The 21,359-nt window shown below is 54.4% G+C and carries 15 protein-coding genes, 1 tRNA gene and 3 rRNA genes; 8 read left to right on the top strand and 11 right to left on the bottom strand.

The window, feature by feature from the left end:
- Positions 1-117: 117 nt before the first annotated feature.
- The 5 genes from ACL2XO_RS26760 to ACL2XO_RS26780 all read left to right on the top strand — a co-directional run bounded on the left by ACL2XO_RS26760 (position 118) and on the right by ACL2XO_RS26780 (position 5,773).
- Positions 118-1,377 (top strand): Zn-dependent hydrolase, encoded by a 1,260-nt coding sequence (locus tag ACL2XO_RS26760; protein ID WP_413726020.1) that lies wholly within the window; start codon positions 118-120, stop codon positions 1,375-1,377.
- A 16-nt stretch (positions 1,378-1,393) separates the two neighbouring features.
- On the top strand, positions 1,394-2,401 hold the full coding sequence (locus ACL2XO_RS26765) for a hydroxyacid dehydrogenase (RefSeq protein WP_207917900.1): 1,008 nt from the start codon (positions 1,394-1,396) through the stop codon (positions 2,399-2,401).
- A 102-nt stretch (positions 2,402-2,503) separates the two neighbouring features.
- Positions 2,504-3,412, top strand: coding sequence for a hypothetical protein (locus tag ACL2XO_RS26770; RefSeq protein ID WP_413741928.1), 909 nt, complete (start codon positions 2,504-2,506; stop codon positions 3,410-3,412).
- Positions 3,399-4,490 carry an Ldh family oxidoreductase gene (locus ACL2XO_RS26775; protein ID WP_413741929.1) on the top strand — a complete coding sequence of 364 codons (1,092 nt, stop codon included), beginning with the start codon at positions 3,399-3,401 and terminating at the stop codon, positions 4,488-4,490. The genes ACL2XO_RS26770 and ACL2XO_RS26775 overlap by 14 nt, the downstream gene beginning before the upstream one ends.
- Positions 4,487-5,773, top strand: coding sequence for a hydantoinase/carbamoylase family amidase (locus ACL2XO_RS26780; RefSeq protein ID WP_413741930.1), 1,287 nt, complete (start codon positions 4,487-4,489; stop codon positions 5,771-5,773). The genes ACL2XO_RS26775 and ACL2XO_RS26780 overlap by 4 nt, the downstream gene beginning before the upstream one ends.
- Positions 5,774-5,876: 103 nt before the next feature.
- Here the strand turns inward: ACL2XO_RS26780 and ACL2XO_RS26785 are convergent, their stop codons facing one another.
- Positions 5,877-6,515: a CGNR zinc finger domain-containing protein gene (locus tag ACL2XO_RS26785; RefSeq protein WP_413726024.1), complete on the bottom strand. Its 639-nt coding sequence runs from the start codon at positions 6,513-6,515 to the stop codon at positions 5,877-5,879.
- Positions 6,516-6,599: 84 nt separating this feature from the next.
- Between ACL2XO_RS26785 and ACL2XO_RS26790 the strand changes: the two genes are divergently transcribed.
- The gene (locus ACL2XO_RS26790; RefSeq protein WP_413741931.1) at positions 6,600-7,481 is read left to right on the top strand and encodes an alpha/beta fold hydrolase; all 882 of its coding nucleotides are present in this window, start codon (positions 6,600-6,602) and stop codon (positions 7,479-7,481) included.
- Between the two features lie 230 nt (positions 7,482-7,711).
- Here ACL2XO_RS26790 and rrf read toward each other — a convergent pair.
- From rrf to ACL2XO_RS26810, 4 genes are all read right to left on the bottom strand, one after another.
- Positions 7,712-7,827, bottom strand: a 5S ribosomal RNA gene (gene rrf, locus ACL2XO_RS26795).
- Positions 7,828-7,952: 125 nt separating this feature from the next.
- Positions 7,953-11,063: ribosomal RNA gene (locus ACL2XO_RS26800) — 23S ribosomal RNA — on the bottom strand.
- A 362-nt stretch (positions 11,064-11,425) separates the two neighbouring features.
- Positions 11,426-11,501, bottom strand: a tRNA-Glu gene (locus tag ACL2XO_RS26805).
- A gap of 231 nt (positions 11,502-11,732) precedes the next feature.
- Positions 11,733-13,275, bottom strand: a 16S ribosomal RNA gene (locus tag ACL2XO_RS26810).
- Together the 16S, 23S and 5S rRNA genes with 1 tRNA gene alongside form the textbook arrangement of a ribosomal RNA operon.
- Before the next feature lie 551 nt (positions 13,276-13,826).
- Between ACL2XO_RS26810 and purH the strand changes: the two genes are divergently transcribed.
- Together purH and purD are read left to right on the top strand one after the other, a co-directional pair.
- The gene (gene purH, locus ACL2XO_RS26815; RefSeq protein WP_413741932.1) at positions 13,827-15,416 is read left to right on the top strand and encodes a bifunctional phosphoribosylaminoimidazolecarboxamide formyltransferase/IMP cyclohydrolase; all 1,590 of its coding nucleotides are present in this window, start codon (positions 13,827-13,829) and stop codon (positions 15,414-15,416) included.
- A 15-nt stretch (positions 15,417-15,431) separates the two neighbouring features.
- On the top strand, positions 15,432-16,721 hold the full coding sequence (gene purD, locus ACL2XO_RS26820) for a phosphoribosylamine--glycine ligase (RefSeq protein WP_413741933.1): 1,290 nt from the start codon (positions 15,432-15,434) through the stop codon (positions 16,719-16,721).
- A gap of 65 nt (positions 16,722-16,786) precedes the next feature.
- Here purD and ACL2XO_RS26825 read toward each other — a convergent pair whose 3' ends face one another.
- The 6 genes from ACL2XO_RS26825 to nudC form a co-directional block, all read right to left on the bottom strand.
- Positions 16,787-17,458: a DUF1481 domain-containing protein gene (locus tag ACL2XO_RS26825; protein WP_132924463.1), complete on the bottom strand. Its 672-nt coding sequence runs from the start codon at positions 17,456-17,458 to the stop codon at positions 16,787-16,789.
- A gap of 40 nt (positions 17,459-17,498) precedes the next feature.
- Entirely contained in the window at positions 17,499-17,771 is a 273-nt protein-coding gene (gene hupA / locus ACL2XO_RS26830; protein WP_025246531.1) for a nucleoid-associated protein HU-alpha, read from the bottom strand.
- 191 nt (positions 17,772-17,962) lie between these two features.
- Complete coding sequence (locus ACL2XO_RS26835; RefSeq protein WP_132924462.1) at positions 17,963-18,553, bottom strand: YjaG family protein; 591 nt, start codon at positions 18,551-18,553, stop codon at positions 17,963-17,965.
- Between the two features lie 59 nt (positions 18,554-18,612).
- Entirely contained in the window at positions 18,613-19,308 is a 696-nt protein-coding gene (gene nfi, locus ACL2XO_RS26840) for a deoxyribonuclease V (protein ID WP_413743115.1), read from the bottom strand.
- 80 nt (positions 19,309-19,388) lie between these two features.
- Positions 19,389-20,453, bottom strand: a complete 1,065-nt coding sequence (hemE, locus tag ACL2XO_RS26845) for a uroporphyrinogen decarboxylase (protein WP_413741934.1) — start codon at positions 20,451-20,453, stop codon at positions 19,389-19,391.
- A gap of 18 nt (positions 20,454-20,471) precedes the next feature.
- The gene (gene nudC, locus ACL2XO_RS26850; protein ID WP_132924458.1) at positions 20,472-21,272 is read right to left on the bottom strand and encodes an NAD(+) diphosphatase; all 801 of its coding nucleotides are present in this window, start codon (positions 21,270-21,272) and stop codon (positions 20,472-20,474) included.
- Positions 21,273-21,359 lie beyond the last annotated feature (87 nt).

Here is a 21,359-nt window from a genome sequence, read left to right on the forward strand (position 1 = left end):
CAGCAAGTCATTGGTATACCAACGGTATTCATAAATCGCTAGGATCTGGAATATGATGAATTTCAATCTGTTTCGACTTCATTACAACGCCTTAGCGCGCCTTGGGATGGTTTATCTATGATTGAACCTGACGTGGAACTGGCGCGAACTTTGTTCAAGGAGCTCTATGCTATCGGCTACGACGGCATTGGCGTCACGCGCGACACGTATGGGCCGGGGGAACAGCGCGCCCATGACATTATCCGGCGCCATGGCACCGGGCTTGGCCTCGAATCCCGTATTGACGCGGCGCTGAATCTTTACCTCACCCTGCCCGGCCAGGAACGCGGCCTGCCCGCCGTACTGGCCGGTTCCCATCTGGATTCCGTCCCCCGCGGCGGCAATTACGACGGCGCGGCCGGGGTTATCGCCGGCATGTCGGTATTGGCTTCCTGGATAAGGTGCGGCCGGCAGCCGAAACGCGATGTGACCGTTATCTGCATTCGCGCGGAAGAGAGCGTATGGTTCCCGGTCTCCTATATCGGCAGTAAGTCTGCCTTAGGATTGTTGCCCCCCGAGGCCCTGGAGGCGGTTCGTTTTGATACCGGCAAGACCCTGCGCGGACACATGGAGGATCAGGGCGGATTGCCTGAAAAAGTATTGAACGGAACGCCTGCCGTTTCCGGCGATACCGTTCGCGCTTTTATTGAACTGCATATTGAACAAGGCCCGGTCTTGATCGAAAGCCGACATGCTATCGGTATTGTGACCGGCATTTGCGGTAGCCTCAGATACCGCAGCGCGGCCATCAACGGCCAGTACGCCCATTCCGGCGCGACGCCCAGAAGCCATCGCCATGATGCCGTGGTGGCGTTTGCCGAACTGGTCCATGGACTGCAAGACAAATGGCGGATGATGGAAGCGGAAGGACATGAACTGACGTTAACCTTCGGCCAGGTCAATACCGATGCAAAACAGTCGGATTTCAGCAAGGTGGCGGGATATGTCCTATTTTGCATTGATATCCGCTCCCGTGATGGGGATACCCTGGAACTGATGGATTATTACGTTCGATGTGCCGTAGCGGATATATCCGCGCGCTATGCCGTAAATTTCTCGCTGGGGGAAAAAATTCGAAGCCAGCCGGCAATAATGGATCCGGCATTGCGCCATAGGTTAACAGCCTGTGCGAAAAACAGAGATTTGAAATTCCATACGATGCCGAGCGGCGCGGGACATGATGCCGCCATGTTCGCCAACGCAGGCATCCCTACCGCCATGATTTTTATTCCCAATGCCAACGGCAGCCATAATCCGGATGAAATGATGGAAATGGATGATTTCAGCAATGGCGCCCGAGTGCTATCCGATATTTTATGGGAAATATCCAACCAATAGTCATTATCCGGAATACATGATGAAGCAGCCAATTTGTTTAATCACCCATCCCATTCACGACGATGGCATCTCGCTATTAACCGCCGCGGGTGTTGATGTGCGATTTGCCTATGATTGCGATGACGACGCCTTGGCAAAAGCGCTTTCATCGGCGGACGCGGTAATTACCCGAGGGGAGATCAAAAGCAAATGTATCGATGGCGCGGACAGCCTCGCGGTAATAGCCAATCATGGTTCAGGCACGGACAGAATCGATATCAACTATGCCCATGGGAAAGGCATTTTGGTAGTCAATACGCCGAACTGTAATGCCCTGTCCGTCGCTGAACACACCCTATTGTTAATGCTGGCCCTGTCCCACAAACTGCTTTGCGCCGATATGGCGGCACGCCGGGGGGATTGGGATTTTAAGTTCACCGGCATTACCCATTCTTTATCCGGCAAATCCCTGGGTATTATCGGTTTTGGCGATATCGGCCGGCAGGTGTGCAAAATGGCGATAGGCGGCTTCGGAATGCAGGTCTCGGTCTGGTCTCCCCATGCCCACGCCGCCGATATCACCGCCGCGGGCGCCGCCCCGGTCGGCAGTTTAGTCGATCTGCTGGCAAACGCCGACATCATCAGCCTGCATCGCCCGTTGCGCCCGGACACGTTTCACACTATCGATGGCGCGGCCCTGGGGAAGATGAAATCCACCGCGTTGCTTATCAACACCTCCCGCGGCGGGCTGATAGACGAAGACGCATTATACCAGGCCCTGCTGGAAAAACGCATTGCCGCCGCCGGTTTGGATGTGTTTGAGCATGAACCCCTGCTGCCCCGCTCGCGGCTGGCCACACTGCAAAATACCCTGTTGACGCCTCACATTGCCGGCTCCACCCAGGAAGCCTTGCGAAAGACGGCCATCTGCTGCGCCGAACAAATTGTTTCGGTGTTCAAAGATATTAGGCCTCCTCATCTCTTGAATAATGAGATATGGCAGTCACGGCGAAAGCTCGGCCATAAGCGCCTGCTCAAGGATTAACGCCAGCGAATAACGGCTTTTGTCTTTTCAATAATATAAGCTGCCCGGCCATTGAATAGGGCAATTATGCCCAATATCCCAATCAATATAGAGGGAGGGAAAATGTATCCTTTAGTCAAAGTGGTATTAAGTATTGACGGCGATCCGGACCCTGTACTTAATCCCGACCCCGATGCCGTCGTTTTTCGCAAATACCATAAAATGCGATCCCTGGTGAATGAGTATTGTGATGGTAAAGCCGTCATGACGGTTCACAGCAGCCCGGTATTTCGGCAGCGGTTTATCAGCGACCGGTACATGGCGTTCTGGCGAGAGTGGACAGCCTCGGGCAAGGACCTGGCCCTGCATATCGAGGATGATTTATATCGCTTACCCTCCTCTGAGTCCTGGCAGCCGAGTATTTTTCACCGTCCGGAAACGCTGTTTGACATTATCAAGACGATATTGGCGCGGCTCAAAGAAGGGAAAATCGACTGTTGCTGTTTCCGCGGCGGATCAAACGGACATTCCCTGACCCTTGCGGAGTTTTTAAAAACCCAGGGTATTATCGCCGACCTGAGCTGCGCGCCGGGGCTTTACTGGCAAGAGCGCGGCGTCAACTGGCAAGGCGCGCCCGCAACCGCCTATTTTGCCCTGGACGGTAATCTCTCGGCCCGGGGCGCCGCCCACCAAGGAGCAATGCTGATGATTCCCTTGGGCTGGGACGGTATCATCCCTGAAGACCGGCGCCGCCCCACGGTAAATTACCTGGCGAACGAAACCAGCGCCTTAGAGCAGTTGAAACGGGTCTGGGACGCCATTGCCCGCCGGGCAACGGATAGCGGTCAACCGCAGGTGGTCTCTTTCCTCTGCCATACCTATTCCGTGGAAAACGAATTTTTGAATCAGCAGCTTAAGACAATGCTGGTCCATATCCGTCAGCACGGCGGCCAATTTATTTCCATCACCGAGGCCTTGGAAGACACAAGGCAGCAATATGCCGGAGGCCATGGCTCACATGGATATGAATAATATTCAGCCCAGGCGGTACCACCGCATTGGCATCACCGTCCTAACCGGGTTTATTAAAGATATTTTCATCGCCAACGGCTGCAGTGAAAGCAATGCCCAAATTATGGCGAACGTCTGTATTGAAGCGGATTTACGCGGGCATTCCATTCAAGGCATCGATCATATCTACTCTATACTGCGCGACCTGGCCAATGGCGTTTTAAAAGGCGATGCCGCCCCGCGGGTTATTTCCGACACGGGCGCAACGCTTTTAATCGATGGCGCGGGATGCCCGGGATATGTGGGAGGTGTGTTCGCTGCGGAACAGCTCATTGAAAAAACCCGCCGTATGGGCACGGCTTCGGCGGCCCTGCAGGATGCCGGAGATCTCTTTATGCTGGGATACTACGCCGAGCAGTTCGCCCGGGCCGGCCTAATTGGCCTGGTATTTACCAATACCTGGCCCCCGCGCGTACACCCCGCCGGCGGTATCGATCCGATCCTGGGCACCAACCCCTTGGCCATTGGCATCCCTACCGGAGCAAAGCCGATCGTGTTCGACTCGGCCACAAGCACTTCCGCCATCGGACACGTCAGGCTTGCAGACTATCATGGCGAAAAAATTGCGCCGGGCATCGCATTAAATGCCGATGGCGTGCCGACCACCGATCCCGGCGAGGCGCTGCAAGGAGCGCTTACCCCCATGGCCGGCCATAAAGGGTTTGGGCTGGGACTATGCATCGCCCTGCTCTCCGGGGCCATGGCGGGCGGCGAGCTGGGTTCCCGGCTGGATATAGTGGCCCGTTCCAATGACCGGAGCCTAGGCAAAAGGAGCCATCTGTTTATTGCCATCGATCCCGCGGCTTTTGGTGATCCCACCGTCGCCCGCAACCGTGCGGATACCTATTTGGCGGAAATAAAAGCGGGCAGAAGGATGCCTGGCGTCGATGAGATATTGATGCCGGGTGAACGCTCGGCCAGGGCCCGCACAAACAATCTCGGGCAGGGAGTACCAATTCTGGCGGAGGTCTGGGACAGGATCTGCCGTTTCGCCGCGGATGCGGACGTGGCAATCCCCTCGGTAACAGGTGAACGATGATGAGTCAGCGCGAAATGAAATCCATACAAGAGAAGGTGGATGCTATCACCCAAACCATCAAGCCCGGCAGATTATGGGACTCTATTATGGAAATGGCGAAATACGGCGCCACGGCCAACGGCGGGGTGAACCGGCTCGCCCTGACTGAAACGGACAATGCTGTGCGCATCATCCTAATGGAATGGATAAATCGGCCGAATTATCATTTTTTTGTCGATGCGATAGGTAACCTGTTTATCCGCCGCGACGGCTCCATGCCTTCCCTGGACCCGGTAATGACCGGCTCTCATCTGGATACCCAGCCCTCCGGGGGGAAATTTGACGGTATTTACGGCGTCCTGGCAGGCCTGGAGGTATTCCGTACCCTGGATGACCTGGATATGGCCACCGTCCGCCCGCTTGAATTAGCGGTTTGGGCCAATGAAGAAGGCTGCCGTTTCGTTCCGGGATGCATGGGGTCGGCCTGCTTTGCAAAGCCTGATGATTTGCCACACTGGCTGGCCATCACCGACGATGAAAGCATTACCGTCGCACAGGCGGTGGCGCGCTTCCATAAGACACTGTCGGGGATCCCGCATCGTCCGCTGGGTACCCCTGTGCATGCCTATGTAGAAGCCCATATTGAGCAGGGACCGGTACTGGAAAATACATCAGCCACCATCGGCATCGTAAGCGGTATTCAGGGGTGCAGGGATTTTCAGGTCACTATCAGCGGTATGGAGGCCCATGCCGGCACCACGCCGGCATCATCCCGCCAGGATGCCATGAAGACGGCGGTATTGCTGTTGCGCGATCTTTATACCGTTATGGATTCGGCCGGTGATGAGTGCCGTTTCACCGTCGGCGCTTTCCAGGTGTATCCCAACAGCAGCTCTGTTGTACCGGGCCAAGTTGTCTTTAACATCGATTTACGACACCCCTTGCAATCTTCATTGACGGCATTGGGCAATAAAGTCATAGCGTTATGCGATAAGCATACGGGCCGGTGCAGCATCCGGGCGAAAGAGCTCAGATGGCGTAAGCCCGTTGAATTCAGTAAAGTCCTGCCCGATTTGATTCAAAACGCCGCCCATCGTCTTAAGCTTCCGAATCGGGTATTACCCTCCGGTGCCAGCCATGATGCCGTCAATCTGCATTTGTGCTGTCCCACGGGAATGATCTTTGTCCCCTGCGAAGGAGGCATCAGTCATAATGAAAAGGAAAACGCTGCCCTTGCCGATCTGCACGCCGGCACACAGGTACTGGCGGAGGTGTTATATCGCCTGGCCGAAAATATCCCATGAAGCAAAGCTATTGAAAAACGGAGCACAGCATGAGGGGTTTGCCGCTGTGCCTCCTGTTTTTTCCGTTTTCTTTTTGGGAGCAGTTGGGCGGGATAATTGTTATTTATTCAGCGTCTTTCTGATTTTGGCGGAATTTGGCCACCTTATGCCGGTTTCCACAAACCGCCATGCTGCACCAACGACGCCGGTGGGACTTGGTTTTATCATAAAACCAAAGGCAGCATTCATGATTTTCGCATTCACGCACCAGGCCGAAATCAACATTGGCCAGTAAATCCGCCGCCTGTTCCGCCAACGGACCGAGCAGTTGTCCAGCGGTTTGAGGTTGATAAATACGCGCGGTGCTTAATATCCCTTCCTCACTTATCTTAAGCGCAGGATAACTGCATGACTGCGCCAGATAATCATTCAATTTACTGATTGTTAAGGGTCGCCCGGCCTTTTTGCTTGCAACCAGCTCCCGTACCGTCTCGCGCAGGGTTCTGGCCTCATCTAACAGGCTATCCTGGATATCCATTTTTTTCGCATCAAGCAACAGACCGACCTTTGACAACCAGAGTTTAACATCATCACTGGTATGCCAAAGGTCGCATTGCTTTCCGTCAATCATCTCTACCGTATTGAGCAGATCCAGCGCCGTATGATCGGCGAGAAAACGCGGGATAGCGTTCGGCATGGCATTTTGCATAGTGATGTTGATCTCCGAAACTGACTCCCCACCATTGTAACCAATAAAAATCAACTTGACTAGTTACATAATGCAGGCATACTGCTTTCAGATAACTAGTAATAATACACTTTAACGGTTACACAAAAGAGGTGCCATATGACTGCCAATACCCATTTCCCCGTTCATTATCAATTTATCGATGTTGATGGTGTCCGCGTTTTTTATCGTGAAGCAGGCAATACCGATGCGCCAACCCTCCTGCTGCTGCATGGCTTTCCCAGTTCGTCCCACCAGTTTCGTGAGCTGATTCCCTTATTGGCGGATAAATTTCATCTTATTGCTCCCGACCTTCCCGGCTTTGGTTTCACCGAGGTTCCTGCCGAACGCAACTATGCCTATAGTTTCGATGCCCTGGGTAAAACGCTGGTCCATTTTGTAGATGCGCTTGGCTTAAAGAGCTATGCCTTGTATGTGTTCGATTACGGCGCGCCAGCGGGTTTGCGCCTGGCCTTGGCTTATCCCGAACGCGTGACGGGACTTGTTTCGCAGAATGGCAACGCCTACCTTGAAGGACTTGGGGATGCCTGGGCGCCGATTCAGGCTTATTGGGCCGATCCTTCTCTAGAGAACCGGCAGACTGTTCAGGATGCGGCGTTGAACTTTGATGGGATTCGCTGGCAATATATTCACGGTGTGCCGGAGAAGACATTAAACCGCATTGCCCCGGAGTCCTATTTTTTCGATAACTTTCTGCTATCACGCCCCGGCAACACAACCATCCAGCTCGATCTGTTCCTGGACTACGCCAACAATCTGAAGCTGTATCCTGATTTCCAGGCGTTCTTTCGTAAAACCAAGCTGCCGACGCTGGTAATCTGGGGAAAACACGATCCTTTCTTTATTCCGCCAGGTGCCCATGCCTATAAATCAGACAATCCGAATGCGGTCGTCGAATTGCTGGATACCGGCCATTTCGCGTTGGAAACCCATGTGGAATATATTGCACAACGAATCCGTGAAACGATCGGTGGTGAGTAAGCCCGAAGGATTTAGCAGGCAGAAAAAAGCCCTCTGTTTTCACAGAGGGCTTCGTTCAATTGGATGCCTGGCAGTTGATGCCCGCCTGCGGCGGTCACCCTGCGGGCCGGCGCCTTCGGCTTCGTTCAACCGGCAAAGCCGGTTGTCCTACTCTCTTACTCGAGTAGCGAACTGCCAGGGTTTACTTCACGACGCCTCTCGTTACACTCGAGGTATCGGCCTTAATGGATGCCTGGCAGTTCCCTACTCTCGCATGGGGAGACCCCACACTACCATCGGCGCTACGGCGTTTCACTACTGAGTTCGGCATGGGGTCAGGTGGGACCACCGCGCTAGTGCCGCCAGGCAAATTCGTTATCCAACCGTCATCTTTTACTGATGACCATTGGCCTTTATCCGGAACAATCGCTGAAAATTCTCTCATCGCCCTTGCGGACAACGCTCTCACAGCTCAAACACCTTAGGTGTTGTAAGGTTAAGTCTCACGGGTCATTAGTATCGGTTAGCTCAACGCATCGCTGCGCTTACACACCCGACCTATCAACGTCATCGTCTTTAACGTCCCTTCAGGTGGCTTAAAGCCACAGGGAAGACTCATCTCGAGGCAAGTTTCCCGCTTAGATGCTTTCAGCGGTTATCTCTTCCGCACGTAGCTACCGGGCAATGCCATTGGCATGACAACCCGAACACCAGTGGTGCGTCCACTCCGGTCCTCTCGTACTAGGAGCAGCCCCTCTCAATCTTCCAACGCCCACGGCAGATAGGGACCGAACTGTCTCACGACGTTCTAAACCCAGCTCGCGTACCACTTTAAATGGCGAACAGCCATACCCTTGGGACCTACTTCAGCCCCAGGATGTGATGAGCCGACATCGAGGTGCCAAACACCGCCGTCGATATGAACTCTTGGGCGGTATCAGCCTGTTATCCCCGGAGTACCTTTTATCCGTTGAGCGATGGCCCTTCCATTCAGAACCACCGGATCACTAAGACCTGCTTTCGCACCTGCTCGAGCCGTCACTCTCGCAGTCAAGCTAGCTTATGCCTTTGCACTAACCTCACGATGTCCGACCGTGATTAGCTAACCTTCGTGCTCCTCCGTTACTCTTTAGGAGGAGACCGCCCCAGTCAAACTACCCACCAGACACTGTCCTCGACCCGGATTACGGGCCGGAGTTAGAACATCAAACATTAAAGGGTGGTATTTCAAGGTTGGCTCCATAAGGACTGGCGTCCCTACTTCTAAGCCTCCCACCTATCCTACACATCAAGGCTCAATGTTCAGTGTCAAGCTATAGTAAAGGTTCACGGGGTCTTTCCGTCTTGCCGCGGGTACACTGCATCTTCACAGCGAGTTCAATTTCACTGAGTCTCGGGTGGAGACAGCCTGGCCATCATTACGCCATTCGTGCAGGTCGGAACTTACCCGACAAGGAATTTCGCTACCTTAGGACCGTTATAGTTACGGCCGCCGTTTACCGGGGCTTCGATCAAGAGCTTCTCCTTGCGGATAACCCCATCAATTAACCTTCCGGCACCGGGCAGGCGTCACACCGTATACGTCCACTTTCGTGTTTGCACAGTGCTGTGTTTTTAATAAACAGTTGCAGCCAGCTGGTATCTGCGACTGGCTTCAGCTCGGGAAGCAAGTTCCTCCACCTAATGCCAGCGTGCCTTCTCCCGAAGTTACGGCACCATTTTGCCTAGTTCCTTCACCCGAGTTCTCTCAAGCGCCTCGGTATTCTCTACCTGACCACCTGTGTCGGTTTGGGGTACGATTCGATGTGACCTGGTGCTTAGAGGCTTTTCCTGGAAGCGTAGCATCAACCCCTTCACCACCGTAGTGGCTCGTCATCACGCCTCAGTGTTATAAGAGAACGGATTTTCCTGTCCTCTCCACCTGCACGCTTGAACCGGGACAACCGTCGCCCGGCCGGTCTAGCTTTCTCCGTCCCCCCTTCGCAGTCACACCCAGTACAGGAATATTAACCTGTTTCCCATCGACTACGCCTTTCGGCCTCGCCTTAGGGGTCGACTCACCCTGCTCCGATTAACGTTGAACAGGAACCCTTGGTCTTCCGGCGAGCGGGCTTTTCACCCGCTTTATCGTTACTTATGTCAGCATTCGCACTTCTGATACCTCCAGCAACCCTCACAGGCCACCTTCTCAGGCTTACAGAACGCTCCCCTACCCAACGGGCGTATCCTTAAAACGCCTTACCGTGCCAGGCGGGCACAGGATAACGAGTCGTAAACACGCCGTGAATCCCTCCCTGGAGGCTCGATCCACGCCATCCATGGCGTGGACGGTTTACTCTTTCGTTACCCTGACCCGCCTCTTTGACGCCTTACGCGTCATCAGGCACCTTAACCCGCGCTGATACGCGATTAAGCATTTTAAGTGATACGCCCGCTGCCGCGGCTTCGGTGCATGGTTTAGCCCCGTTACATCTTCCGCGCAGGCCGACTCGACCAGTGAGCTATTACGCTTTCTTTAAATGATGGCTGCTTCTAAGCCAACATCCTGGCTGTCTATGCCTTCCCACATCGTTTCCCACTTAACCATGACTTTGGGACCTTAGCCGGCGGTCTGGGTTGTTTCCCTCTTCACGACGGACGTTAGCACCCGCCGTGTGTCTCCCGTGATAACATTCTTCGGTATTCGCAGTTTGCATCGGGTTGGTAATCCGGGGTGGACCCCTAGCCGAAACAGTGCTCTACCCCCGAAGATGAATTCACGAGGCGCTACCTAAATAGCTTTCGGGGAGAACCAGCTATCTCCCGGTTTGATTGGCCTTTCACCCCCAGCCACAAGTCATCCGCTAATTTTTCAACATTAGTCGGTTCGGTCCTCCAGTTAGTGTTACCCAACCTTCAACCTGCCCATGGCTAGATCACCGGGTTTCGGGTCTATACCCTGCAACTACACGCCCAGTTAAGACTCGGTTTCCCTACGGCTCCCCTATTCGGTTAACCTTGCTACAGAATATAAGTCGCTGACCCATTATACAAAAGGTACGCAGTCACCCCAATTTCTCAAGGCTCCCACTGCTTGTACGTACACGGTTTCAGGTTCTGTTTCACTCCCCTCGCCGGGGTTCTTTTCGCCTTTCCCTCACGGTACTGGTTCACTATCGGTCAGTCAGGAGTATTTAGCCTTGGAGGATGGTCCCCCCATCTTCAGACAGGATATCACGTGTCCCGCCCTACTCATCGAACCCACAACCTCTGCACCTTCGGATACGGGGCTATCACCCTCTGTCGCCGGACTTTCCAGACCGTTCTCCTGATGCAAAAGCTGATGATGGTTCTGGGCTGTTCCCCGTTCGCTCGCCGCTACTGGGGGAATCTCGGTTGATTTCTTTTCCTCGGGGTACTGAGATGTTTCAGTTCCCCCGGTTCGCCTCATTGCGCTATGGATTCACGCAATGATAGTGCAACGAATTGCACTGGGTTTCCCCATTCGGACATCGCCGGCTAATAACGCTTCATATCAGCTTACCGACGCTTTTCGCAGATTAGCACGTCCTTCATCGCCTCTGACTGCCTAGGCATCCACCGTGTACGCTTAGTCACTTAACCTCACAACCCTAAAGTGTTTGTTCTGTCCGACCGGCTGCACAAATACATGGCCGCGTTGCTCCGGTACTCGAAATCCTCATGGACATACAGTCCACTCCGGTTTCTCCGTGCCGGGCGCCTTGCCCTGCATTCGTTCGCTCGGTCTTGCTTCGGCGCGGCCTGTTACGGACATCGCCAGCGTTGGACAGAAGCTGTTATCGACATAACAGCATTCTAGGTTTGCTTGCTTTGAGAGACTCGCATACTGATTTTGCTCAGCATGTTTTTTCAAATTTTCAGCTTGTTCCGGATTGTTAAAGAGCAGTATTTCGCAGCGCACTCTTTCAAATGCGCTCTGAAATTTATCAGATACGTAGGCTGTTTGGCGTCCCCTAGGGGGTTCGAACCCCTGTTACCGCCGTGAAAGGGCAGTGTCCTAGGCCACTAGACGAAGGGGACACGGAAAATGCTTGCAACGCACCGCGTTGCTTTTCCGTGTAAGGCGAAACTTTCATTAATGAAAGTAAGCGACCTCTTTCTAGTCGAACAACGCATCGCGTTGCTCTCCTATCATCGGACGATGCCTTGCACGTGCGAAGCCGGGCTTCACGTGTAAACCATACGAGCTGTTTGCTCATCACTTCTATCAGACAATCTGTGTGGACACGTCACTTGACGCGTATCTTTCGGTAAGGAGGTGATCCAACCGCAGGTTCCCCTACGGTTACCTTGTTACGACTTCACCCCAGTCATGAATCACAAAGTGGTAAGCGCCCTCCCGAAGGTTAAGCTACCTACTTCTTTTGCAACCCACTCCCATGGTGTGACGGGCGGTGTGTACAAGGCCCGGGAACGTATTCACCGTGGCATTCTGATCCACGATTACTAGCGATTCCGACTTCATGGAGTCGAGTTGCAGACTCCAATCCGGACTACGACGCACTTTGTGAGGTCCGCTTACCCTCGCGAGTTCGCTTCTCTTTGTATGCGCCATTGTAGCACGTGTGTAGCCCTACTCGTAAGGGCCATGATGACTTGACGTCATCCCCACCTTCCTCCGGTTTGTCACCGGCAGTCTCCTTTGAGTTCCCGACATTACTCGCTGGCAACAAAGGATAAGGGTTGCGCTCGTTGCGGGACTTAACCCAACATTTCACAACACGAGCTGACGACAGCCATGCAGCACCTGTCTCAGAGTTCCCGAAGGCACAACTCCATCTCTGAAGTCTTCTCTGGATGTCAAGAGTAGGTAAGGTTCTTCGCGTTGCATCGAATTAAACCACATGCTCCACCGCTTGTGCGGGCCCCCGTCAATTCATTTGAGTTTTAACCTTGCGGCCGTACTCCCCAGGCGGTCGATTTAACGCGTTAGCTCCGAAAGCCACGGCTCAAGGCCACAACCTTCAAATCGACATCGTTTACAGCGTGGACTACCAGGGTATCTAATCCTGTTTGCTCCCCACGCTTTCGTACCTGAGCGTCAGTCTTCGTCCAGGGGGCCGCCTTCGCCACCGGTATTCCTCCAGATCTCTACGCATTTCACCGCTACACCTGGAATTCTACCCCCCTCTACGAGACTCTAGCCTGCCAGTTTCAAATGCAGTTCCCGAGTTAAGCTCGGGGATTTCACATCTGACTTAACAAACCGCCTGCGTACGCTTTACGCCCAGTAATTCCGATTAACGCTCGCACCCTCCGTATTACCGCGGCTGCTGGCACGGAGTTAGCCGGTGCTTCTTCTGCGGGTAACGTCAATGATTGAATCTATTAAACTCAACCCCTTCCTCCCCGCTGAAAGTGCTTTACAACCCGAAGGCCTTCTTCACACACGCGGCATGGCTGCATCAGGCTTGCGCCCATTGTGCAATATTCCCCACTGCTGCCTCCCGTAGGAGTCTGGACCGTGTCTCAGTTCCAGTGTGGCTGGTCATCCTCTCAGACCAGCTAGGGATCGTCGCCTAGGTGAGCCGTTACCCCACCTACTAGCTAATCCCATCTGGGTTCATCCGATGGTGTGAGGCCCTAAGGTCCCCCACTTTGGTCTTGCGACGTTATGCGGTATTAGCTACCGTTTCCAGTAGTTATCCCCCTCCATCGGGCAGATCCCCAGACATTACTCACCCGTCCGCCGCTCGCCGGCAAAGTAGCAAGCTACTTTCCGCTGCCGCTCGACTTGCATGTGTTAGGCCTGCCGCCAGCGTTCAATCTGAGCCATGATCAAACTCTTCAATTAAAAGCTTGATGCTCAAAGATTTCATCTGGTTAATCTTTTGAATTAACTGTTTGTCACTCTTCAAGACTTGTATTGTTGTGTTTCGATACGGTCTTGTGAGTGCCCACACAGATTGTCTGATAAATTGTTAAAGAGCATGCGCCGCTATGATTCAGTCTGGCGCGAGGTGGCGTATATTACGCTTTCCCCTACCAGTGTCAAGCCCGTCAGGCTTGCTTCTGACTCGTTTTCGGTCCTTGTGAAGCTGCTCACAGTCCCGGTCGATGGAGGCGCATTATAGGGAATTCTAATGGAGCCGCAACAGGTATTTTGCCTGAATAGGCTCGTTCGCTGCTTTCCACAGCAAAACAGGGGGTTATACCCGCTTGTGCACAAACTTATCCACAGACATGCATGACAGGCAAAATTTGGCGAGCATCACGCAAACGTTTTCGCTACAATTCACGCCTATTTTATCAGCATCGGTATTCCATGCATCAGTGGCCTTTTATAAATGAACGCCGGTGCGTGTCAGTGTTATTGAAACTATCCAATCAAGGGATAACTTTGTTATGCAACAACCACGTCCTGTACGCCGTGCTCTGCTCAGTGTTTCTGACAAAGCCGGTATCGTAGAATTCGCCCGGTCCCTGTCGCAGCGCGGCGTTAAACTGCTGTCCACCGGCGGTACCGCGCGCCTTTTGGCGGAAGCCGGATTGCCGGTGACCGAGGTTTCAGACTACACCGGCTTCCCTGAAATGATGGACGGTCGGGTTAAGACACTGCACCCCAAAGTGCATGGCGGTATTTTGGGTCGCCGCGGCCAGGATGATGCCATTATGCAACTGCATGCCATCGAGCCTATCGATATGGTGGTGGTAAATCTTTATCCGTTTGCCCAAACCGTGGCGCGGGAAGATTGTACCCGCGAAGATGCGGTGGAAAATATCGATATCGGCGGTCCCACCATGGTGCGTTCCGCCGCCAAGAATCATAAGGATGTCGCGATTGTGGTGAACAGCGCGGATTACCCTCGCCTGCTCGATGAAATGGACCAGCACGACGGTTCATTGACTTACGACACCCGCTTTGACCTGGCGATTAAAGCGTTTGAACACACCGCGGCATATGACAGCATGATCGCCAACTATTTCGGTAGCCAGGTCCCCCCCTATTATGGTGAGACTTCCGCCCCCGCCGGCCGCTTTCCCCGCACCCTGAATCTGAATTTTGTTAAAAAACAGGATATGCGTTACGGCGAGAACAGCCATCAGCTGGCGGCATTTTATATCGAAGAGCAGACCCGTGAGGCCTCCGTCGCCACCGCGCAACAGCTGCAAGGCAAAGCCTTATCCTATAACAATATTGCCGATACCGACGCCGCTCTGGAGTGCGTAAAAGAGTTTGCCGAACCGGCCTGCGTAATTGTAAAGCATGCTAATCCTTGCGGGGTCGCCATCGGCGATGGGCTTTTGGAAGCCTATGAACGGGCCTATAAGACCGACCCGACCTCGGCGTTCGGCGGCATTATCGCCTTCAACCGTCCCCTCGATGCCGTTACCGCCAAAGCCATTATCAGCCGCCAGTTCGTGGAAGTGATTATCGCACCGTCCATAACCGATGACGCCTTGGCCGTACTCAAGGCGAAACAAAACGTACGGGTATTAACCTGCGGGGCCTGGCAGGCACGGGTGCCTGGTCTGGATTTCAAACGCGTCAACGGCGGCTTGCTGGTGCAGGAGAGGGATTTGGGTATGGTCGGGCCGGCGGATTTGCGCATCGTGACCGAACGTCAGCCAAGCGAAACGGAGCTGCGGGATGCGCTGTTCTGTTGGAAAGTGGCCAAATACGTTAAATCCAACGCCATCGTTTATGCCCGCGGCAATATGACCATCGGTATCGGCGCCGGCCAGATGAGCCGGGTCTATTCGGCAAAAATCGCCGGCATCAAAGCCGCTGACGAAGGCTTGGACGTGCGCGGATCGGCCATGGCCTCCGATGCGTTTTTCCCCTTCCGGGACGGTATCGACGCCGCGGCGGCCGTGGGAATCAGCTGTGTTATCCAGCCCGGCGGTTCCATCCGCGATGATGAAGTCATTGCCGCGGCCAATGAACATGGCATCGCCATGATTTTTACCGGCATGCGCCACTTCCGCCACTGATCCCAGGAGCATCCCATGAATATCTTGATTATTGGCAATGGCGGCCGTGAGCACGCCCTGGCGTGGAAAAGCGCACGTTCACCGCTGGCCGGCAAAGTGTATGTCGCGCCGGGTAATGCCGGTACCGCCATCGAACCCGCGCTGGAGAATGTCAATATCGCCGCAACCGATATCCCGGCGCTGGTGGAATTTGCCCAAGGCCATGATATCGGTCTGACCATCGTCGGCCCCGAGGCGCCGCTGGTGCTGGGCATCGTCGATGCGTTCCGCGCCGCCGGTTTGCGGGTGTTCGGCCCGACCAAAGCCGCCGCTCAGTTGGAAGGCTCCAAGGCGTTTACCAAGGATTTCCTGGCCCGGCATCATATTCCCAGCGCGTCATACGGTAATTTTACCGAAATCGAACCGGCGCTGGCCTACGTGCGTGAAAAAGGCGCGCCCATCGTCATCAAGGCGGACGGTTTGGCCGCCGGCAAAGGGGTTATCGTCGCGATGACACTGCCGGAAGCGGAAGCGGCGATTCAGGACATGCTGGCGGGCAACGCTTTTGGCGATGCCGGACACCGGATTGTGGTGGAAGAGTTCCTGGAAGGGGAAGAGGCCAGTTTCATCGTCATGGTGGATGGCGCACACGTGCTGCCCATGGCCACCAGCCAGGACCACAAACGGGTGGGGGATGGTGATACCGGGCCGAATACCGGCGGCATGGGCGCCTATTCCCCGGCCCCGGTCGTCACGGACGAGGTGCACCGGCGCGTTATGGATCAGGTTATCTGGCCGACCGTACGCGGTATGGCGGCCGAAGGTAACGTCTATACCGGTTTTCTGTATGCCGGACTGATGATTGACCCTGAAGGCAATCCCAAAGTCATTGAATTCAACTGCCGCTTCGGCGATCCGGAAACCCAGCCCATTATGCTGCGCATGCGCTCCGATCTGGTGGCCCATTGCCTTGCGGCCACCGACGGCCGATTAGATCGCGAAACCTCGTCGTGGGATCAGCGTCCCGCCCTGGGGGTAGTGTTGGCGGCCGGCGGCTATCCGGCGGCATATCGCAGCGGCGATGAAATTTCCGGTTTGCCGGCGCAGGAGGTGGAAGGGGAAAAAGTCTTCCATGCCGGTACCGCCCTTAAGGACGGCAAAGTGCTGACACAAGGTGGTCGGGTACTATGCGTTACCGCATTGGGGGATACCGTGGCGGATGCGCAGGCCAAGGCCTATCGCGGCGCGCGCGCTATCCATTGGCAAAACAGTTTTTATCGTACCGATATCGGCTATCGCGCCATCGAGCGGGAAAAATCCCTCTGAGGCATTCGGGAATCCAAAGAGACTCGTCAAACGCGGTGAGTCTATCTACCTGCGTAGCGAAAAGCCTAAAGATCGCTTTTCTTGGGTTGCCAGCGGCAAAAATCTTCGTTGGCGACCAATAATAACTGGGTTCCTTCGGGAGCCTCTAGCCACGCCACTCCCAGCGGCCGGGCTGAATGTGTTGATCGCGCCGCTATCCACGACAGGGAACGCCCGTCGAAATTGGGATTAACAGCCTTGTCCTGGCAGTTATACATTGCGCCGTCTCTCCACTGTCCTTGCACCAGATGCACATGGCCCACGCGTAATGAATGACTGTCTTGAAGCAGGCGATTGGCTTCGAACTGATAGAGGGCCAATTCGTCGTCACTGAGTTTTTCCCGTACTTGATCCCGCTGGCGCTGCATAAAACTCACGTTGCCTTTGTCATCAAAACGGATTTGCACTACCTGTGCATGGGCACCGTTCTGCGTACGGTTGATTTGACGCACCTGGTCGTCCAGATACTGGTAGCGGGTAATAGTCGTATTATCCCCTTCATAGGGGCTGTAGACACTGAGAATGGTGACCGCTCGCTGCGCCTGGTCGTCGTTGCGCCATAAACGCACTACGCCCCGGTCGGCAATATAGCCGCTGGCGGTGAAGGAAGGCAGTTGGTCCTGGCGGTGACTACAGGCGTTGAGCATAACGGCAAACAGCCCAATCCAGCCCCACCGGCGCGCAAACAAAAGGGGCATAGTAGCCCCTCCGCTTAATCTTTTCACCAACACACTGTATTTACTTAACAGCGTCTTTCAGGGCCTTGCCAGAAACAAATGCGGGCACATTGGCCGCAGCAATTTTGATTTCTTTGCCGGTCTGAGGATTGCGTCCAGTGCGTTCGCTACGATGATTAATTTTGAAAGTACCGAAACCAACCAATTGTACTGCATCACCCTCTTTTAGAGACTCAGTAATTGCCGCCAAAGTGGATTCCAATGCTGACTTTGCCTGTGCCTTGGAAAGATCAGCCTTATCAGCAATTACATCAATCAGTTGAGTCTTGTTCATATGTTATCCTTACAGTGTGTTTATCGCTTGCTAAGCATCGAGTGCGACGGATATGCCAAAAATTTAGCGCTCTCCTGCAAACACGCACCGATAGCCACTTTTTTTATGCCCCCCCAAATGTAGACCAGACAGGGTGCAGATGTGAAGTCTTAAGACATGGCAAAACAGGTCTTAAATCACGTTTTATTGCCTTATTGCTGTAAATTTATCCCAATATTGCTAATTCCGGCTTCGCGCAGGTCTGCCCGCAGTCCCTTTATTAAATCTAGGTCGCGATTTTCACAGGCCGCCAACAAGCGAAAAATCTCCCATTGGATATCCCATTCTTGCTCAATGGCGGGTAATGCGCTCAGCTCTTCATCGGGCATTTCCCGTTCAGCTTCGGTCATTTCCAGCATTGCTACCGTATGGATGGAAGTTTCACTTACGCTGACGGCATGTGCCAGCGTCTCACCACTTAAATACGAATGCAATAATTCGCTAAGCGCGACACAAGCATCGATCGCCGGGTAAACACCATAAAAATCGAAGTCATCGGCTGCGGGAATACAGTCTTCCAGCTTTTCTAATTGTAAATCAAAATTGACCTTAGCATCTTTAACTACCTGTGTCTCCCAAACCAGGTCGAGAATGCGACGATAAATCGCTGCTTCGCCAAAACCGGTTTGCGTACAGAACAAATGGTAGTTGGGATACATCCGCTCGCACAGCGATGCCATAAAAATCACGTGTTGCCAGCTGTCCAGCTTCTCCAGACGCAAATGTATCGGATTACGTAACATCGCACTATCTCAATATTCTTAATATTGCGAAGCAGTGTACCCGAAATTGCCCGGTTCCCCTATTGCGGATTAAACAAGTCCGGGCTTTCCTGATCTTGCCGCCAGCGCTGAAACGCCATGCGATTCGAGGCCACCGCATCCGCCCAGCGGGTAGGTTCAGGCAAACGGTATCCTCTCATACACCGGCGCACCCAATGCAGCGCGCTGTCCAAACCCACCCGATGCCCGGTGGAGATAAACAGCGGATTACAGCGTAATTTACTGCGCCATACCCAGGCGACCTGCTCACCTTTATCGATGAGAGGAGCCCTGGCGTCCGGTTCATCGCTCAGCGGCTCGAAACGACCGCACAAGCGGCGTTTCGCCACGCCGATGGTGGGCCGGTCGATTAATAGGCCAAAGTGACTGGCGACCCCCAAACGGCGCGGATGGGAGATGCCGTGGCCGTCCACAAAGACCAAATCCGGCTGCTGCGAAAGACGCTGCCATGCGGCCAGTAGGGCCGGGTACTCCCTGAAGGACAAAAAGCCGGGAATATACGGCATGGTGGTATTGATACGCGCCACCTGATACTCGATGAGCTCCAGCGACGGAAAGCGCAGCAGAGCAATGGCCGCGCGGGTCACCTCGCCCCCTTGTTCAAATCCCACATCGGCGCCGGCGATGATTGACGGGGTCTCGAAATCAAAAGCGTCATGACGGATAACATTTCCCGCGGTGGCGATTTGCTGCGCACGTAATCCGGCTATATCCACAATTTCCATAATGCCAGCTCCTACGGGTGATAACCTCAGCGTCAACGAATGATAACGCCGGCGACTACATGTGGTAAGGATTAGGGGTGATAAGGACGCGACAGGCGGTGTACCGCCTCCACCAATACGCCGGCGTTTTCCGGCGGCACATCCTGGTGAATGCCATGCCCCAGGTTAAACACATGTCCTTCCCCGTACCCGTAACCCGCAAGTATTTCAGCGGCTTCCAGCTCGATGCGCTGCGGTTGGGCGTACAGTATCGACGGATCCATATTGCCTTGCAGGGCCACTTTATCTCCCACGAGGCGGCGGGCGTCGCCGATGTCGGTGCTCCAGTCAAGGCCCAGGGCGTCGCAACCGGTTTGGGCCATCTGTGCCAGCCACTGTCCGCCGCCCTTGGTAAACAAGGTCACCGGCACCCGGCGCCCTTCGTTCTCCCGCAGCAGACCGTCGATGATTTTATGCATGTAAGCGAGAGAGAATTCCCGGTAGCCATTACCGGTAAGCACACCGCCCCAGGTATCGAAAATCATCACCGCCTGGACGCCGGCGCGAATCTGGGCGTTCAGATAAAGCGTGACGCTATCCGCCAGTTTGTCCAGCAGCAGATGCAGGCTCTTCGGTTCCGTATACATCAATTTTTTGATTTTGGTGAAGGATTTGCTGCTGCCGCCTTCGACCATGTAGGTTGCCAGGGTCCAGGGACTGCCGGAGAAGCCGATTAAAGGCACCTCGCCGCGCAGATTTTTTCGGATGGTACGCACCGCGTTCATGACATACACCAATTCCTGCTCGGGATCGGGAATGGGTAATTTTGTTATGTCGCCGAAAGATAAGAGGGGCCGCTCGAAACGCGGCCCCTCTCCCTGTTCAAAAAAGAGTCCCAATCCCATGGCATCGGGGATGGTCAGAATATCGGAAAACAGAATCGCCGCGTCAAGGGGATAACGCCTTAACGGCTGCAGCGTCACCTCGCAGGCCAATTCAGCGTTTTTGCACAGCGACATGAAATCCCCGGCCTCGGCGCGGGTCGCCTGGTATTCCGGCAGGTAGCGACCGGCCTGCCGCATCATCCAGACCGGGGTCATATCCACCGGCTGGCGCAGCAGGGCGCGCAGGTAACGATCGTTTTTCAATTCATCCATGCTGGATTTCCTTTGTTATTAACGGGTTGTCGCAATAGAGCTGTCGGCATCCCGATCCGCGCGACATAGGGCCACCGTATCCTCGATTAACCGGCGGGCCACGGTGCCCGGCGGCGGCAATAACGGCAATGCATCGTAACGATACCAGCCGGCATCCAGGATCTCGCTGTGATCGGGGGTGATGTCGCCACCGTCATACTCCGCCATAAAAGCCATCATCAGCGAATGGGGAAAAGGCCATGGCTGAGAGGTGACATAGCGTACATTCTTCACCTTCACCTTGGTCTCTTCCATGACCTCGCGGGCCACCGTTTGCTCCAGCGTTTCACCCACTTCGACGAATCCGGCCAGCACGGTATAGATGCCGCCGCGATGGCGGGTATGCTGGGCCAGCAAAATTTCATCGCCCCGGCGAATCGCAACTATAATGCATGGAGCGATTTGCGGGTAATAGCGTTCATGGCAATGATCGCACAGGCAAGCCCACTCTTTGCCGCTAATGCGCATGGTATGTCCGCAGTAGCCGCAAAACCGGTGGGCCCGGTAGAATTCCGCCAGTTGGACACCCCGCCCCGCCAATTGGAACAGGCCGGGGTCTTGGTCAATGATCTGCCGGACCGATCCCATATCCCGGGGCATGGTATGGCGTACCAGCCAGGCGGTAGACCCTGCCCATTCGCCGATGGGGGTTGCAGTAAACCCCTGCAGCGACCAGGCGGAGGCCAAACCAAACGGCAATTCCCCTTGGGGTAACCACAATTTGCTGTTCTGGCTGACGACCCACCAGCCGTGTTCGTTACCGCTGAGTTCTTGTTCCATTTTAGTTGCACTACCCCTTTTTCACTGGCAATCTAGAATTTAGCTTTAAAAGATAAATAACGCAGCGTTACTTTTATTACATCGGAG

It is taken from the genome of Sodalis sp. RH15 (assembly GCF_047324255.1).
Lineage (GTDB): Bacteria > Pseudomonadota > Gammaproteobacteria > Enterobacterales > Enterobacteriaceae > Acerihabitans > Acerihabitans ligni.

Bases quoted from the DNA above. Each gene is read 5' to 3' on its own strand.
- ACL2XO_RS26770 (WP_413741928.1), top strand. From the start codon at position 2,504: ATGTATCCTTTAGTCAAAGTGGTATTAAGTATTGACGGCGATCCGGAC.
- ACL2XO_RS26760 (WP_413726020.1), top strand. From the start codon at position 118: ATGATTGAACCTGACGTGGAACTGGCGCGAACTTTGTTCAAGGAGCTC.
- ACL2XO_RS26790 (WP_413741931.1), top strand. From the start codon at position 6,600: ATGACTGCCAATACCCATTTCCCCGTTCATTATCAATTTATCGATGTT.
- ACL2XO_RS26765 (WP_207917900.1), top strand. From the start codon at position 1,394: ATGATGAAGCAGCCAATTTGTTTAATCACCCATCCCATTCACGACGAT.
- nudC (WP_132924458.1), bottom strand. From the start codon at position 21,272: ATGGAACAAGAACTCAGCGGTAACGAACACGGCTGGTGGGTCGTCAGC.
- purH (WP_413741932.1), top strand. From the start codon at position 13,827: ATGCAACAACCACGTCCTGTACGCCGTGCTCTGCTCAGTGTTTCTGAC.
- hemE (WP_413741934.1), bottom strand. From the start codon at position 20,453: ATGGATGAATTGAAAAACGATCGTTACCTGCGCGCCCTGCTGCGCCAG.
- purD (WP_413741933.1), top strand. From the start codon at position 15,432: ATGAATATCTTGATTATTGGCAATGGCGGCCGTGAGCACGCCCTGGCG.
- ACL2XO_RS26825 (WP_132924463.1), bottom strand. From the start codon at position 17,458: ATGCCCCTTTTGTTTGCGCGCCGGTGGGGCTGGATTGGGCTGTTTGCC.
- ACL2XO_RS26780 (WP_413741930.1), top strand. From the start codon at position 4,487: ATGATGAGTCAGCGCGAAATGAAATCCATACAAGAGAAGGTGGATGCT.
- ACL2XO_RS26835 (WP_132924462.1), bottom strand. From the start codon at position 18,553: ATGTTACGTAATCCGATACATTTGCGTCTGGAGAAGCTGGACAGCTGG.
- hupA (WP_025246531.1), bottom strand. From the start codon at position 17,771: ATGAACAAGACTCAACTGATTGATGTAATTGCTGATAAGGCTGATCTT.
- ACL2XO_RS26775 (WP_413741929.1), top strand. From the start codon at position 3,399: ATGGATATGAATAATATTCAGCCCAGGCGGTACCACCGCATTGGCATC.